This is a genomic window from Rickettsia argasii T170-B, assembly GCF_000965185.1.
Lineage (GTDB): Bacteria > Pseudomonadota > Alphaproteobacteria > Rickettsiales > Rickettsiaceae > Rickettsia > Rickettsia rickettsii.
The window spans coordinates 170,107-185,712 of sequence record NZ_LAOQ01000002.1; the positions used below are offsets into that span (position 1 = coordinate 170,107).

Below are 15,606 nucleotides of genomic sequence, written 5' to 3' on the forward strand. Positions count from 1 at the left end.
CTTGATTTTGCGGGATCTCAGAACATGGCCTGTGATATAAGATACCGTAGTCAAGCCACGGTATGACATTTTCACTTTTCTCTGGATTCCTGCTTTCGCAGGAATGACATAAGAGCCATACAGCAGGACCAACTAGGATGACAACGCAAAAATGGATAATATCTTATGAAAATACAGTCTAATATTATAAAAATAATTATCGTAATTAGCTTATTAATAGGAGTAGGAGCATTATATTTGTTGTTATCTTTAAGAACGCCTGAAAAGCCACTTGCTGGTCAAGTTAATATCTATGAAGATAACGTAAAAATCGGCGGTGATTTTGAACTAATAGACCAAAATGGAAAGATATTTAATAGTGATAAGTTGAAAGGCAACTTAAGCCTCATTTACTTTGGATTTACTAGTTGTCCTGATATATGCCCAACCTCTCTAAATAAAATGACGGAGATTGTAGAAATTTTAAATAAACATAAAATAGATATTCTACCTGTTTTTATCACTATTGACCCAAAACGTGATACTCCTATAGCACTTAAAGAATATCTAAAACATTTTCATCCGAAATTTATAGGTCTTACCGGTAACGAGCAGCAAATAAAAGATGTAACTGATAAATTCAAGGTTTTCTATGCTCGTGTGCATGGTGATGATGACGACCCGAACTATATGCTTGATCATTCATCTTTTACATATTTAATCGATGCAAACGGAAAATATCTGAAACATTTCTATTTAGATTCTTCACCTAAGGAAATTATGGAATTTTTAAGAAATGAATAATTATATATCGGTAGCGTATTTATTTACCTTTTTAACCTTAGCGATATTGTTAATTGTAAGTTTTTTAAATTACAAGTCATTGAAAAATAAACAGAACTTTAATGCAAAAGAGAGTAAAAAATAGATTAATAACAATAATTATTTGTTTCTGCTCAGCATGTTTAGGAATTATTATAATACTTTACAATTTAGAGAAAAATATAGTATTTTTTTTGCCGCCGTCAAAAATTAATGAAATAGAACAAGGCAAAGAGTTAAGAGTCGGTGGGCTTGTTAAAACAGACTCAATAGATAAAATTGCTGACGATAAGATAAGTTTTGTTATTACCGATAATATTAAGGATTTCGAGATATTATATCAAGGAGCCCTTCCGGCTCTATTTCGTAAAGGACAAGGAATTATTGCCATCGGGCAATTATCGAACGGGAAATTTATAGCAAGACAATTACTTGCAAAGCATGATGAGAATTACAGACCTCCGCAATAACAACGTCATTGCGAAGAGCGAAGCGACGTGGTAATCTAGTAAAATAGGCCTGAGATTGCTTCGTCGAATTATGTTGTAATTCTCCTCGCAATGACGCAAAATAACTAAACCAAATAAATAAAAACATGTTTATAGATAAAATCAAAGCAAAAGCAAATAATTACGAAATAAACGTAATTATCGAAATTCCAATGAATAGCGGTCCAATCAAATACGAATTTGACAAAGAATCAGGAGCAGTTTTTGTTGATCGCTTTATGCAAACTACCATGAGCTATCCATGCAATTACGGTTTTATTCCTCATACTCTTTCAAATGACGGTGATCCGGTAGACGTACTTGTCGTAGCTCATCATCCAGTAGTACCTGGGTCGGTTATAAAATGCCGAGCAGTCGGTGTATTGATGATGGAAGACGAATCAGGGCTTGATGAGAAAATAATCGCAGTACCGACTTCTAAGCTCGATATTACTTTCGATCATATTAAAGAGCTAGATGATTTATGTGACATGCTCAAGAAACGTATCGTGCATTTCTTTGAGCATTATAAAGATTTAGAAAAAGGTAAATGGGTTAAAGTTACTGGATGGGAAAATAAATCAAAAGCAGACGCTTTAATCAATGAAGGAATAGATAGGGTCAGCTAGGGATAAGAATTCATGATGTTGCTTACATGGTGCTTGATGTCATTCCCGCGGAGGCGGGAAGCCAGAAAAAGTAGCCTTAATCCCGATCTCAACAATTACACATTAATTAACAAAATAAACCTATAAAAACAAGTTTTTATAGGTTTTACTGGATTCCCGCCTCCGCGGGAATGACATCAGAAAAATAAGATAAAAAACAAACAGTGACCGACTTCTTGCATAATGTAGCTAATAAAGAGGAATTTGAAAGAAACACGGAACGCAGCACCACAGCGTACACTTTAGTACATGAGAATGCGAGTACCGGATTGACGCACAAATTACCTTTAGAAGCAAGTTATGCAAGAAGTCGATTATTTCGTTCAGGAGTCGTAGTAGCTTTTTGCACATTAATTTCTCGCATATTTGGTTTAGTGCGTGAACAGTTTATCGCATCATTATTCGGCTCTACACCTATGGGTGATAGCATTAATGTTGCTTTTAAACTACCGAATCTATTTAGAAGAATTTTTGCAGAAGGAGCATTATCAAGCGTATTCATTCCTATTTATAATGAAAAAATGCTTATTTCTAAGAAAGCCGCTAATAATTTTTCAGGTGAGGTTTTTACCCTTTTACTTCTGACATTAATAGTAATAATAGCATTAATACAAATCTTCATGCCACAATTAATGCTGTTTATTGTTCCTGGATTTCACGGTAAAAAAGAAAAATTTGAGCTTACGGTATTTTTATGCCGCATTACAATACCTTATTTAATATTTGTTTCATTAACGGCTCTACTTGGTGGAATATTAAACTCTGTAAGAAAATTCGCTGCATTTGCTTTTTCACCGGTTATTTTAAGTATATGCGTAATAATTTTTACTTTAACATTTGATCATTATATAGAATCTACTATCTCAATTAGCTTATCTTTAATAATGGCCGGAATATTACAAGTTTCGTTTATGTTTGTCTGTGTGAAAAGAGCGGATTTAAACTTTCCGATAATTTTTAACCCAAGCGATCCCGATGTAAAAAAGCTTTTGATTAATATGGGACCGGCAACCATTAGCTCCGGCATACAGCAATTAAACCTTTTCATATCCCAATCTATTGCTAGCTTTATTGAAGGTGCTATTTCTATATTATCTTATGCCGACCGGATATATCAATTTCCTCTATCAATAATAGGTACTAGCTTCTCTACTATATTGCTACCTGAGCTGTCAAAAATCTATAAATCAAATGATATAGTAGTTGCAAAAAAAATACAGAATAATGCTATTAGAATGGGATTATTATTATCGTTGCCTGCTACATTCGGTATTATAATTCTATCTCATCCGATTATTAATATAATTTATGAAAGAGGAGTATTCACGAGCCAAGATACTACAAATACAGCTGAGGCTATTTCTGCATTTGCACTTGGGCTCCCTGCTTTTATTTTGGCAAAAATTTTAACTCCTATTTTTTATGCTAACGGAGATACTAAAGCACCACTCAAAATAACCTTATTTTCAATAATAATTAATACCGGCATGAACCTATTATTAATGGATTCTTTGAAACATATCGGTATTGCAGTCGGTACATCTATTGCAGCTTGGTATAATCTAGGTTTATTATATAGCTATACTAAAAAACAAAATAAGCTTCATATAGAAGCCGGTATAAAACTTTTCTGCGGTAAAATTTTGTTATGCTGTATCTTAATGTCTATTATAATTGCTTTAATAAAGCATTATTATTTAGAATATTTTTATTCGGAATATTTACTGATTAAAGTCTGTATGCTAGGTAGTACAATTGCAGTTGGAATGGGAGCATTTTTCGGCACGGCATATTTATTAAAAGCGGTTAATTATGATAATAACAAAAAATAAGCACCAATCAAATTATCAGGATTGGCTCAAAGCCTTAGCTATTATAACCATGATCATTGATCATGTAGGTTTATATCTATATCCTGAATTAACGATTATGCGGATCATAGGTCGTACAGCTATGCCAGTATTTTGCTTTTTTGCCGGTTATAATTTTCATGATAAACCAAAAACCCATATAATGATATTCGGTGTTTTATTACAAATATATACCACTGTACTATTTAAACAATTTCTTACTACAAATATTCTAATCTCTATCTATTTAGGGCAATGGTATATTTATTATTTTCGTAATTCTTTAACTCACTTTTTCTATAGCGGTTATTGTCATGCAATTATAATGGTACTATTGTGGTATATTAGCTGGGCTTTGATTGATTACGGGACTCTTGTAATTGCTACAATGATACTTGGATTTATTTCAAAACATGAGCAGGCAAACTTAAAACTTTGCTGTTTTATAGCAATTTTTACCTCTTTCGTGCATTCAACTCTTTTTACTCTTGCGATTTTTTCCTTTAATGAGTTTAATTTTTCAAATACTGACTTAATTTTAAACCTCACTTTCTTAACAATTACCTATATATTAATGATCCTAAGCGATTATTCACAAAAAATAGCTATAAATCTAAAATGGATAAGTCGCAATGTTTTATATATTTACTGCATACACATTATGATCTTACAATTCATATTAATCTATAAATACACATATGGTTTTAAAAATTGGTAAATAAACATTAATAATGAGTGACAGCGTAATTTAGTTAATATTAATATATTTAAATAAATTGATAATTAAATATATGAATATAATAGATCGTTTAATTTTGGATAATGAACAATATAAAGAGCAATTTAAAAAAAACAAACTATTTAAAATTAGGTTAGATAGTACGCTACGAAAAAATAAATTTCTTAAACATTTTCGGATTTGGTCAGATGAGTTTCAAAAAATGGTATTAGCAAGAGTAGTGTTTTCTGAAACAAAAGAATTTCAACAACTTGCATGGGAGCATCTTACCGATGAATTTGGACATAATAGAGAATTATTCCAAAATCTAGAAAATAATGAAGACACTACAGATTCTATTTTTGAGGCCTTAGGTTCTTGGTTTACGCTAAAAATGATGACTCTTGGAGATAGTGAAAGAGTCGTCCTTGTCCATTTAGTAATAGAGTCTTGTGCTACTATATTTTATGCAAAACTAGGATCAATATTTTTTAATCATAAAGCAGCAAAACATTTCAAAACACATATGTATCTTGATCCTGAACATGAACAAATGGGAATAGATTTATTAAAACAAATAAACATTAATGATTCTTCTTTACTCACTATTCAAAAAAAAGGCTGGGATATGATTGACGCTCTGTTTACTAGACTTGCTGAAATCACACAGGATTAGCTTTAACTTATAGTATTCTAGATTTTATAAAAAAGCTTGCTTGCACGGTGCGGTTTTTCGTCATTGCAAGCGACTGAAAGGAGCACAGCAATCTCAGGACTTTGGCGCAAGATTGCTTCATCAAATTACTGCGTAATTCTTTTCTCGCAATGACGGTAAAAATTGAACCACGCAACAACGCCAATGCCAAGCGGCAATAGCATATTCAAACTAAACCAACTCGCTTACTTGAAATTTGGCAAAGAGCTTGATCTGAAAGTTAACAAAATTTACATTACCTTTTGAGCCTATTTCCGCAAATTTATGCGCTTTAAGAAGTAGGTCATAATCGTCCGCTAAATCAGCGAAGAAAAATGCGATTTCACCGCTTTGTTTTACTCCTAAAATCTCACCACTACCTCGAAGTTTTAAATCCTGCTCAGCTATATAAAATCCATCATTAGTTTGTTTCATTATCTCAAACCTACCTCGTGCAACTTTTCTAAGCCTTTTAGGATTGTATAACAATATACAATATGACTGCAAACTACCCCGCCCTACTCTACCTCTAAGCTGATGAAGTTGAGCAAGACCAAATTGCTCGGCATTTTCAATAATTATCAAAGTGGCTTCAGGTATGTCTATTCCAACTTCAATAACGGTTGTTGCAACTAATATCTTAATTTCACCTTCCTTAAATTGCTTCATTATTTGGTCTTTCTGCTCGTTCTTCATCTTACCGTGAATAATACCGGTATAACCTTGATAGATATTGTCGATAGAGTTAAAACGATTCATCACATCCATCAATAAACTATCCTCTTCCGGCGTTTCTTTCGCTCCCTGCTCTATCAATGGACAAATCCAATATACCCGCTCACCTGCAATAAGCTTCTTATTTATCGCTGCTATAATATACTCTATCTTATTAACGGATATGGTATTTGTAGCGATAGGTAAACGACTTTTCGGCTTACCCATTAGCTTTGAGATAGTCATATCACCAAACATAGTAAGTGCAAGACTTCGAGGAATCGGCGTTGCAGTCATAACTAACACATCGGGATTTACTCCTTTATTTATTAAATTCAAACGCTGTTGCACCCCAAATCTATGCTGCTCATCAATAACTATATAACCTAGTTTCTTAAAAGTTACTTTTTCTTGAAATAAAGCATGAGTGCCGACTAATATATCAATCTCATCGTTGTCAAGTTGTATCATAATATTTTTACGAGCTGCCCCCAGTATCTTACCTGTAAGTAATCCGACTCTTATATTAGTATTTTTTAAAGCTTTAACAAAAAACTCATAATGCTGATTGGCAAGCAAATCAGTTGGAGCCATAAGCGTTGCTTGAAATCCAGTGGCTACCACATTTACCATCGTCAGCAGAGCTACCAAAGTTTTACCAGAGCCAACATCACCTTGCAACAATCTCATCATTTCTATTTTATTGCTTTGATCACACTCTATTTCTTCTATGACTTGCTTTTGATAAGAAGTTAACTCAAATCCTAGCTCATTTAATATATTTGTTTGAATAGATACAGCTTTAGGGTAAATATTACCTTGTCTTCTACTTATTTGCGTACGTACATTTAAAAGAGATATTTGATTAGCGATAAGCTCCTTAGCTGCTAGTTGTTTTTTGGCGTTAGTATATAAATCGTCATTGCGCAGCCCCTTTAGGGGCTGCGGCAATCTAGAATTTATTAATTTTACATTACTGGATTGCTTCGTCGGCATGAATGCCTCCTCGCAATGACGGAAAACATGCAATATTTGCAAATTCTGCAATATAATATCTAAATAATCTTTTACTTCTTTATCTTCTATACTCTTACACTTCTCTTCAAATATCTCTATTGCTTTTATGATATATGAATATAACTGCTTGTTACTAAGTAAATATGTCAGGGAATAAATCGGCTCTATTTCTTTTGCGAGTTTAGGATTTACAATAAATTCAGGATGCGCAATTTGTAAGTAATGATCAAAAAATTGTACCTTTCCGCTGATAATATGAGAAGTACCAACTTGCAGCTTATTAAAAATAAACGGTGGGGGTTTATGAAAAAACACTAATAACAAAGAACCAGTATCATTGCTAGCTGTAATTTTTAAAGGCTGACTACTTTTCTTTGGTAAATTAATGCTCTCAACTACAATTTCTGTTTGGATTATGTCACCGTCTCTAACTTCAGTTAAATTAGGTGATAATATTTTATTTTGATATGAAACAGGTAGATAAAATAATAAATCACGAATATTGTTAATACCAAGCCTTTTAAGAGCAGATACGGTATCTTCACGTATATTAATGAACGTTTTTACAGAAGAGAATAAGAATTGTTCTAAAATAGTTAGCATATATAGTCATAATTATCTTATATACAAATATATATACTTTATAATAAAAGAAGAATAATAAAATATACAAATTATGACTAATATGTCACTCTTGCAAAAGCGGAAATCCAGTAATTAAACGGTACATACACAGTAAGTTTTTAAAATTAAAAGCTTGATGTATCGCGCTTTTTTCTGGATTTCTGCTTTCGCAGGAATGACATATTAATCATGCAACAAGCCTTCTCTTATAAATCTCATTTTAACCCTGCTCTAACTATAGCTGAGAATTTTAAAGGCATACCTTCTATAAATCCTGCTGTTTTGTAACCGTCTGAGCCGACTATCTTAAATGTTTCATTTAAGCTAAGCCCCAAATTAACGGCTCCAAGTCCACCTTGCTTACAACTTTCTTTTAAAGGGGTAGCGGTTAACATTTTAGGCTGATTCCAAAATGTCGCTTCTAAACCTAAACCGATAAATTCAACTTTGACTAAGTTATTAGCTTTAACTCCGACACCGTAAGACTTAAATTTTTGATTTTTGCCGTAATGAATATTAACTTGCATATATTTATTATCAACAACAAAATGGTTAACTAAACCACGCTCTAAAACGTATGGAGCAAGTATCGCTCAGTAGCCGGTAAATATTTAACCGGTCCTAATTCAATCATCGGAATATTATTTAAGTTAGTATTCATTAAAAATGAATATCCTGAATAGAATAAAAACGAATCAAATAAATCTAAATAAGCATATGAACGAATTTTATTTTTAGTAATATAATTTTTACCGTATATGGAGTTAATCGCTTTTACATATGCATTTATATCATTAACGCTTTTATCTTTGCCATCAAACTTAGTACTAAAAATATAACTTGCTTGATCTAGTCTTGTCCATAAATAACCTATACCGTAAGTAGGACTAATTTTGTTACTTGCCATGTATCTATCTTTAATATTTTCAGATAACAAATAACTTGCTTGCATTCCCCCTGTATCTATAGCAATTTGCTTATGAACTTGCAAAGAATTAAAATCTTTAGTTTTAAAATATGTTGTATCCTCAAAAGGATCTACTTCATATTTTGTTACTTTTAAATCAAATTCTTTGCTCTTGCTCCATAACCTCCTATTTCATGATTACCTACCATAATCCAAGATGTAGCAGTAAATCTTGTAATATAACTTAAGATCTTCATAGCTATATTATCTGAATCGGCAAACATAGCATCATCTAATTGACACGGTAACCTTCAATTAATGACATAGCAGCATCACCACTCGCTCTTGAGGACATATCTTTATCATAAGTCACTATATAACTATAATTTTTTTTAGAATTTTCTTGAATTGTTATATCGTCATCAATATTTGATGCAGTTACTAATACTGTTGATGAATACAAAAAATAAGCAGCAATGGTTAAATTTAATTTCTTGTAAAGTATTTTTTTAATATACCAAACTTGTGTATATCCTTGACTTCTTTTGAAAAGCCTCCTAATTTCTTAAATAATAGATATTAAATAATTTAAAATTTATGAATAAAATCTATCCTTCGGCTGAAGCTGCTCTTGAAGGACTTCTTTATGACGGCATGACTATAATGTCGGGCGGATTCGGTCTATGCGGTATTCCTGAAAATTTAATAAATGCACTTCTTAAAATCAATGTTCAAAATTTAACAGTTATAAGCAATAATTGCGGTGTTGACAATTTCGGACTTGGGCTTCTTCTTCAAACTAAACAAATAAAAAAAATGATTTCTTCGTATGTCGGAGAAAATAAGATTTTTGAGCAACAATATCTTGATAAGGTTTTAGAGCTTGAGCTAAACCCACAAGGAACTTTAGCTGAACGAATTAGGGCTGCTTGTATGGGAATTCCGGCTTTTTATACTAAAACAGGTATAGGTACAATTGTAGAGGAAGGTAAAGAAACAAAGGAGTTTAACGGCAAAAAATATATAATGGAAACTGCCCTTCAAGCTGACCTTGCTATTATTAAAGGCTTTAAAGCTGATAAAAGCGGCAACGTGATTTACAATAAAACTGCACGAAATTTTAATTCAGTCATGGCAGGTGCCGCTAAAGTTACAGTTTGTGAAGTAGAGGAAATAGTTGAGGTGGGAGAGCTTGACCCTAACAATATTCACACACCTAATATTTTCATACAGCGATTAATAGTAGGTGAAAAATATGAGAAACGTATTGAGCAATTAACTGTCAAGGAAAAATAAAGATATGCCTTGGAGCAAAGAAGAAATTTATCAAATAACAGCAGAGGAACTTAAAGACGGATTATATGTCAATCTTGGTATAGGTATGCCTACGCATGTAGCAAATTATATACCTCAAGGAGTGAATGTAATATTTCAAAGCGAGAATGGTATGCTTGGTATGGGACCATTTCCTTACGCAGGAGAGGAAGATCCTGATTTAATTAACGCCGGTAAGCAAACTATTACTGCTATTCCTGAAAGCAGCTATTTCGACAGTAGCTTTTCATTTGGGATGATTAGAGGTTCGCATGTCGATTTAACTATTTTAGGTGCTATGCAAGTCTCACAAACAGGAGATCTTGCCAACTGGACTATTCCGGGTAAAATGGTTAAAGGTATGGGAGGAGCTATGGATTTGGTCGCTAACACCAAAAGAGTAGTTATTATAATGGAACATAACGCAAAAGATGGCGGTGCTAAATTATTAAAAGAATGCAGCTTTCCGTTAACAGGTAAAAAAGTAGTTAACAGAGTAATTACCGATCTTGGAATTTTTGATATTGATAAAGATGAAATGATATTAGTTAGACAAGCTGACGATGTTACTATTGAAGAAATAAAGTCTAAAACTGAAGCCGAGTTTATAGTTAATTTATAATATGGAGAATAAAATGGTTAAAGTAGCTATCGTATATTATAGTGGATACGGTCATACTGCAAAAGTAGCTGAAGAACTAAATAAGAGCATACAAGAAGTAGGAGCAAATGTTTCTTATACAAATAAATAAAGATAAACCTGATAATCTCGATTGGGATTTATTAGACAATGCAGATGCTATCATTTTTGGAGTCCCAACCTATATGGGTAGTTTAGCCAGATCGTTTAAAATATTTATGGAAGCTACCTCAACTAGATGGGCACAACAACAATGGCAAGATAAAATAGCTGCAGCTTTTACTAATTCTACTTCTTATGCAGGTGATAAGTTATGCAGTATTCAGCAGCTATTTCACTTCGCTATTGCAGCATTGTATGATTTGGGTCGGGCAAGCTGAAGCTGCTCCGAATTTTTCCGATCATGAGATGCCTGATCCCGATAAAATTAAAATTAACCACTTAGGTAGCTGGTCAGGACGTATGACTCAATCTAACCACAAATCTTCTCCTGATATTACTCCTACTCAAGGCGATTTAAAAACTGCTAATTTCTTTGGTAAAAGAATAGTTGAAATAACTAAGAAGTTTAAAGGGTAGATTTATATGGTGTTTTATGTCATTCCCGCGGAAGCGGGAATCCACAAAATAACTTTAATGCTGCTATAAAATTACCATTAATTGATAAAATAAACCTAAAAAAACAAGTTTTTTATAGGTTTTACTGGATTCCCGCTTCCGCGGGAATGACATTTATTATCTAACAAATGATGGTTTTTGTGAGTTCCTATTATTAATTTTTTGAGCATGCGTAGTCACTTTAGCATCTCGTTCTCCTTTAGTTTTAAGAATTTTTGATTTATTCCTATTAACACTAACATCACTCCAGTTACCACTATCACTATCACTTTCACTGCTACTACTATCACTCATCTCCATAGCAACTCTTCGTGCTAAAATTGATGCAACTCCACTAAGTTTGTTAACATTCTGAGCAGACTTACTCTGAGAATGTGCAACCGGTTTTCCTGTATTAGGGTCAATTTCAACTTTTTTTAGTTTGTGTTCACCTCTTATGGATTGCAGCAATAAATCTCTAGAATCTTGTTCCTTAACATCCGTTTTTTCAACTTTTTTTAGTTTGTGTGGCCCTGCTATTTCTCCCATTAAATCAGAAGTATCTATAGAAGGACATGGTTGATTTTCCGGTCTTTTAACTGTAGTAGCTTCTACAGGCTTAGATAATGTTTCAGTCTGAGCCAGAGCCATAGTAGGCATAGGCGGAGGCGGAGGTGGAATGTTATTTTCCGGTACAAAAGGCGGTGGCGGAGGTGGAGGTGGAGGTGGAATGTTATTTTCCGGTACAAAAGGCGGTGGCGGAGGTGGAGGTGGAGGTGGAATGTTATTTTCCGGTACAGAAGGCGGTGGTGGAATGTTATTTTCCAAAGGTTTAGCTAGGGACGAATTTGCTAATATTGGTTCTTTTTTTGAAGCCATGTGATTTGTAAGGTTACTTACTATCTTTTGTAACTCCTCATTGTCAGGTAATTTTGCAATTATATCCTTAATATTTCTTCTTTATTTTCAATTAATTCCTCAAATTTATGCTTCGTTTTATATAATTGTTCCTCAATCTTGCTAATTGTTCTAGTATTACTCTCTTTGTTTTTTGCTAAAACCTGCTCACTATTATTTACAAAAACATTTTTAACATTTTGCCAAATATTATTTAATTTTTCAAAAAATGTATAAGGTACTTCTGCCCTAATTTCAGCAACCTGTTTTTGTATTTCTTTAAGTTCTCTGATATTAGAATTTTCGGATATTAAATTTTGGATGTTTTGTTTTGTAGCATTTAAAGAATTATATTGTTTCTCTAGTGCTTCAGCATTAATGAATTGTAATGGATTTGTCATATGTAGAGCTGAGAATCTTTCAGGTTTACTCTTATAACTAAAAAATACTTCCGATAATCTTGCTCTTTGATCTTTAGATAAATCTTTCTTTGTTAAATCCTTAAAATTTTTTGCGATTTCTTCTTGTAATTCTTGCTTTAAAGGTACAGATTTTTCCACTATATTATATATCTTATTATCAATATCTTTTAATATTTTATTATTATACTTTATTGCTTCATTTGTTAACTGTTCTTCACTTTTTATCAAAATATACTTTACATTAGAAACTGTTTTTACAAATCTTTTAAACCAAGGCAGCGATCTATTATGTTCTTTTTCTAGTGCTTTAGTTTCATTTTGTATTTCGATTAAACCTTGCAACTGCTTATTTTGTTCGCATAATTCATTTACTTGGCTTAATATAGTATTTAAAGCATTATTTTCTTGTGCTAATAATTTATTTATATCTATTTCTTTAACCATGCCATACACCTACTTATAAATTAATATCATTATTATAGCAAATTTCTTGTACAAAAGCAAATAGGAAGTTAATTTATGTAATGTATTTTTGATAAATAAAAGATAGATAACCGAATATAGTTAACGTAATTTTAAGGATGATAAGCCTATAAGAGCAAATATAACTGAAATAATCCAAAATCTTATTACGACTTTTGATTCTGCCCAGCCGTGTTTTTCAAAATGATGATGGAGCGGTGCCATTTTAAATATTCTTTTTCCTTTAGTAGCTTTGAAGTAATATACCTGTAAAATTACGGATGCCGTTTCAATAACAAACAAGCCGCCGACTATAGCTAAAACTATTTCATGCTTAGTAATAACGCTAATAATACCAAGCGCACCGCCAAGACTTAGACTACCGGTATCGCCCATAAAAACTTCTGCCGGTTGCGCATTAAACCATAAAAATCCAAGGCAGCTACCGACTAATCCCGCACATAACACCGTTAACTCTCCGGTATTCGGTATATAGGTTAGCTGTAAGTAGTTCGAGTAAATTAGATTTCCTACTAAATAACTTATTAAAGCAAAAGAACCGGCAGTAAAGGCAATAGGAACGGTAGCAAGACCATCAAGCCCATCCGTTAGATTCACAGCATTAGAAGAGCCGACTATAACAAATATAGCAAAAACTATATAAAAATAACCAAGATCCAAACTTAAATTTTTAAAAAACGGTACGTTAAGTAAATGACTTGGACTTTTATCTAGATATTCTAGTAAAACACATATAATGAAGCTAATAATTCCTTGAAGTAAAAGCTTACTTTTTCCTCTTACTCCGTAATGATTATTTTTAGTTACCTTAGCATAATCATCCATAAATCCTATAATACCAAAACTAATAAAACCAAATAACGTAATCCAAATATATTTATTCGTTAAATCAGCAAGTAATAAAGTAGAAAGACAACTAGACAAAATAATCATAATGCCCCCCATTGTCGGAGTACCTACTTTTGTTTGATGCGATTCAGGTCCGTCTGAGCGTATAGGCTGACCGTTTTTTTGAAGAGATCGCAGAAATTCTATTAATATCGGACCCGTGATAAAACTAAGGCTTAGAGTTATAATAATAGCAAGACCGCTACGAAAAGTAATATAGTGAAATAAATTAGCTATATGTGAATTATGGATATGAGGAAGTAAAAGATTGTATAACATTTGTAGATTTAAATTTAAAAGTATATTTTGATGTTATTCATTGTGCATGGATACCAAATCGTCATTGCGAGCAGTCGTAGACTACGCGGCAGCAATCTCGTCAAACATACTGAGATTGCTTCGTCAATTACTACGTAATTTCCGCGCAATGACGGGCAACCAAACCACACAATATTAAGAATATCCTAGTGTATTTATTTATAATAATCAACAATCTTATCAAGTTTTACGCCTCTTGACCCTTTTATTAGAATAAGCTCATTACCTTCAAATAAATCCGTGATATGCGTAATTAATTCATCAACATTTTTAAAATATTTTTTAGCTATTTTGGAAGGTAGTAAATCATCAATATATTTAGTATTTACTCCTACTAAATAGACCTTAGAACAAGTGGCATCTAATATGTATTGCACTAGTTTCTCATGTAATCGTTTAGAATTTTCCCCTAGCTCTAGCATATCGCCTATTATAGCAGTTTTATGCTCGGCAGGTACTTGTTTTAAATATTCTAATGCAGCTTTCATTGACTGCGGACTTGCGTTATAGTAATCACAAATTACACGACAATTTTGTATATTGATAATTTCCCCTCTTCCTTTAGTAGGAGAAATATTTGCTAAGTGATTTGCAGCTATCTCTATATCTTTACCTAATATATCGATAATTAAAAGTACACCAGTATAATTTTCGGTAAAATGCCGAGGAATAAACGGTATCGTTACATCTAAGACTTTATTATTTATCTTATACTTTAAGTAGACTTGCTCTCCTAGGTTCTCATATAAAATTAATTCTGCTGAAGTTTTAGCTGATCTACCGAAACTATGTATATCGGTGATAGAAAGGTTTTTTAATATCGATAACATTTTGTTATAACAATTAGTATCGGCATTAATAACGGCAATATCATTTTTGCTAAAATTTGCAAAAATCTCACATTTAGCTTCAGCTATCTCTTCAAGCGAGTTAAAAAATTCTAAATGCGCCTCCGAAATATTAGTAATCATGGCAATATTCGGCTTTAATATTTGAACCAGCTCTCTTATTTCACCTTTATGGTTCATGCCAAGCTCAAAAATAGCATATTCCGTATCATCAGCCATTGAAGCAAGATTAATAAGCATACCGAGTTTGTTATTGAAGTTACCTCGGCTAGCAAAAACTAGAAAATCATGTTGTAATAATACTTTCAGTGCTTCTTTGGTAGAAGTTTTACCGACGCTGCCTGTTATAGCTATAAATTTAGCTTTTGAATTCTCTCGTTTATATAAAGCCATTTTTTGTAGAGCTTCAAAACAATTATCGACTAAGATAATTTTATCTTTATCATTGATCTCTACTCGCTTACTAATAATTACGGCTGCTGCTCCTTTATCTATTGCATCTAGAACATAATCGTGACCATCTCTATTACCTTGAAGTGCTATAAATAAATCACCTTTTTTAACATCTTTGGAATTAAATTGCACTTCATTACAATTTATAGAATTAGAGATTGTTATACCGAGAACAGCACTTAAAGTTTTAGAGTTCCAGATCATATGTTTTTGTTATTTATGTGTTGTTGTATGGCTTGTTTATGTCATTCCCGCGTAGGCGGGA

General features: G+C 32.6%; 18 protein-coding genes and 1 pseudogene. 11 read left to right on the top strand and 8 right to left on the bottom strand.

Annotation, left to right across the window (positions count from 1 at the left end; genetic code table 11):
• Positions 1-165: 165 nt before the first annotated feature.
• The 6 genes from RAT170B_RS03340 to RAT170B_RS03365 all read left to right on the top strand — a co-directional run bounded on the left by RAT170B_RS03340 (position 166) and on the right by RAT170B_RS03365 (position 5,201).
• Positions 166-783 carry an SCO family protein gene (locus RAT170B_RS03340; protein WP_014120982.1) on the top strand — a complete coding sequence of 206 codons (618 nt, stop codon included), beginning with the start codon at positions 166-168 and terminating at the stop codon, positions 781-783.
• A gap of 101 nt (positions 784-884) precedes the next feature.
• Positions 885-1,271 (top strand): cytochrome c maturation protein CcmE, encoded by a 387-nt coding sequence (gene ccmE, locus RAT170B_RS03345; protein WP_045805603.1) that lies wholly within the window; start codon positions 885-887, stop codon positions 1,269-1,271.
• Positions 1,272-1,396: 125 nt separating this feature from the next.
• Positions 1,397-1,918: an inorganic diphosphatase gene (ppa, locus tag RAT170B_RS03350; RefSeq protein WP_014120980.1), complete on the top strand. Its 522-nt coding sequence runs from the start codon at positions 1,397-1,399 to the stop codon at positions 1,916-1,918.
• 308 nt (positions 1,919-2,226) lie between these two features.
• Positions 2,227-3,789, top strand: a complete 1,563-nt coding sequence (murJ, locus tag RAT170B_RS03355; protein ID WP_409994152.1) for a murein biosynthesis integral membrane protein MurJ — start codon at positions 2,227-2,229, stop codon at positions 3,787-3,789.
• Positions 3,770-4,525 (top strand): TraX family protein, encoded by a 756-nt coding sequence (locus RAT170B_RS03360; RefSeq protein WP_045805605.1) that lies wholly within the window; start codon positions 3,770-3,772, stop codon positions 4,523-4,525. The genes murJ and RAT170B_RS03360 overlap by 20 nt, the downstream gene beginning before the upstream one ends.
• Positions 4,526-4,598: 73 nt before the next feature.
• Positions 4,599-5,201 carry a hypothetical protein gene (locus RAT170B_RS03365; protein ID WP_014014547.1) on the top strand — a complete coding sequence of 201 codons (603 nt, stop codon included), beginning with the start codon at positions 4,599-4,601 and terminating at the stop codon, positions 5,199-5,201.
• Between the two features lie 210 nt (positions 5,202-5,411).
• Here the strand turns inward: RAT170B_RS03365 and RAT170B_RS03370 are convergent, their stop codons facing one another.
• The 5 genes from RAT170B_RS03370 to RAT170B_RS11335 all read right to left on the bottom strand — a co-directional run bounded on the left by RAT170B_RS03370 (position 5,412) and on the right by RAT170B_RS11335 (position 8,944).
• Entirely contained in the window at positions 5,412-7,553 is a 2,142-nt protein-coding gene (locus RAT170B_RS03370; RefSeq protein WP_045805606.1) for an ATP-dependent DNA helicase RecG, read from the bottom strand.
• 236 nt (positions 7,554-7,789) lie between these two features.
• Positions 7,790-8,101: a hypothetical protein gene (locus tag RAT170B_RS11325; protein ID WP_225981234.1), complete on the bottom strand. Its 312-nt coding sequence runs from the start codon at positions 8,099-8,101 to the stop codon at positions 7,790-7,792.
• A gap of 41 nt (positions 8,102-8,142) precedes the next feature.
• Positions 8,143-8,565: a hypothetical protein gene (locus RAT170B_RS03380; RefSeq protein ID WP_261368673.1), complete on the bottom strand. Its 423-nt coding sequence runs from the start codon at positions 8,563-8,565 to the stop codon at positions 8,143-8,145.
• A 68-nt stretch (positions 8,566-8,633) separates the two neighbouring features.
• Positions 8,634-8,765: a hypothetical protein gene (locus RAT170B_RS11330; protein WP_261368674.1), complete on the bottom strand. Its 132-nt coding sequence runs from the start codon at positions 8,763-8,765 to the stop codon at positions 8,634-8,636.
• Between the two features lie 8 nt (positions 8,766-8,773).
• Positions 8,774-8,944 carry a hypothetical protein gene (locus RAT170B_RS11335; RefSeq protein ID WP_261368675.1) on the bottom strand — a complete coding sequence of 57 codons (171 nt, stop codon included), beginning with the start codon at positions 8,942-8,944 and terminating at the stop codon, positions 8,774-8,776.
• Positions 8,945-9,078: 134 nt separating this feature from the next.
• On the opposite strand from RAT170B_RS11335, the gene RAT170B_RS03390 reads away from it, so the two are divergent.
• The 5 genes from RAT170B_RS03390 to RAT170B_RS11350 are packed head-to-tail and all read left to right on the top strand — an operon-like array spanning position 9,079 to position 11,014.
• Entirely contained in the window at positions 9,079-9,777 is a 699-nt protein-coding gene (locus RAT170B_RS03390; RefSeq protein WP_014120975.1) for a CoA transferase subunit A, read from the top strand.
• Between the two features lie 4 nt (positions 9,778-9,781).
• Positions 9,782-10,417 carry a 3-oxoacid CoA-transferase subunit B gene (locus RAT170B_RS03395; protein WP_014120974.1) on the top strand — a complete coding sequence of 212 codons (636 nt, stop codon included), beginning with the start codon at positions 9,782-9,784 and terminating at the stop codon, positions 10,415-10,417.
• A 13-nt stretch (positions 10,418-10,430) separates the two neighbouring features.
• A complete protein-coding gene (locus tag RAT170B_RS11340; protein ID WP_109559333.1) occupies positions 10,431-10,547 on the top strand; it encodes a flavodoxin family protein in 117 nt (38 codons plus the stop codon).
• Positions 10,525-10,815: a flavodoxin family protein gene (locus tag RAT170B_RS11345; RefSeq protein ID WP_052691974.1), complete on the top strand. Its 291-nt coding sequence runs from the start codon at positions 10,525-10,527 to the stop codon at positions 10,813-10,815. Before RAT170B_RS11340 ends, RAT170B_RS11345 begins: the two co-directional genes overlap by 23 nt.
• Positions 10,793-11,014 (top strand): hypothetical protein, encoded by a 222-nt coding sequence (locus tag RAT170B_RS11350; RefSeq protein ID WP_045805607.1) that lies wholly within the window; start codon positions 10,793-10,795, stop codon positions 11,012-11,014. Before RAT170B_RS11345 ends, RAT170B_RS11350 begins: the two co-directional genes overlap by 23 nt.
• Positions 11,015-11,170: 156 nt before the next feature.
• On the opposite strand, the pseudogene rickA reads toward RAT170B_RS11350, so the two are convergent.
• The 3 genes and pseudogenes from rickA to RAT170B_RS03420 form a co-directional block, all read right to left on the bottom strand.
• Positions 11,171-12,795, bottom strand: a pseudogene (gene rickA, locus RAT170B_RS03410) (Arp2/3 complex-activating protein RickA).
• Between the two features lie 120 nt (positions 12,796-12,915).
• Positions 12,916-14,001 (bottom strand): phospho-N-acetylmuramoyl-pentapeptide-transferase, encoded by a 1,086-nt coding sequence (gene mraY, locus RAT170B_RS03415; protein ID WP_045805608.1) that lies wholly within the window; start codon positions 13,999-14,001, stop codon positions 12,916-12,918.
• 194 nt (positions 14,002-14,195) lie between these two features.
• Entirely contained in the window at positions 14,196-15,545 is a 1,350-nt protein-coding gene (locus RAT170B_RS03420) for a UDP-N-acetylmuramoyl-tripeptide--D-alanyl-D-alanine ligase (protein ID WP_045805609.1), read from the bottom strand.
• Between the last annotated feature and the right edge of the window lie 61 nt (positions 15,546-15,606).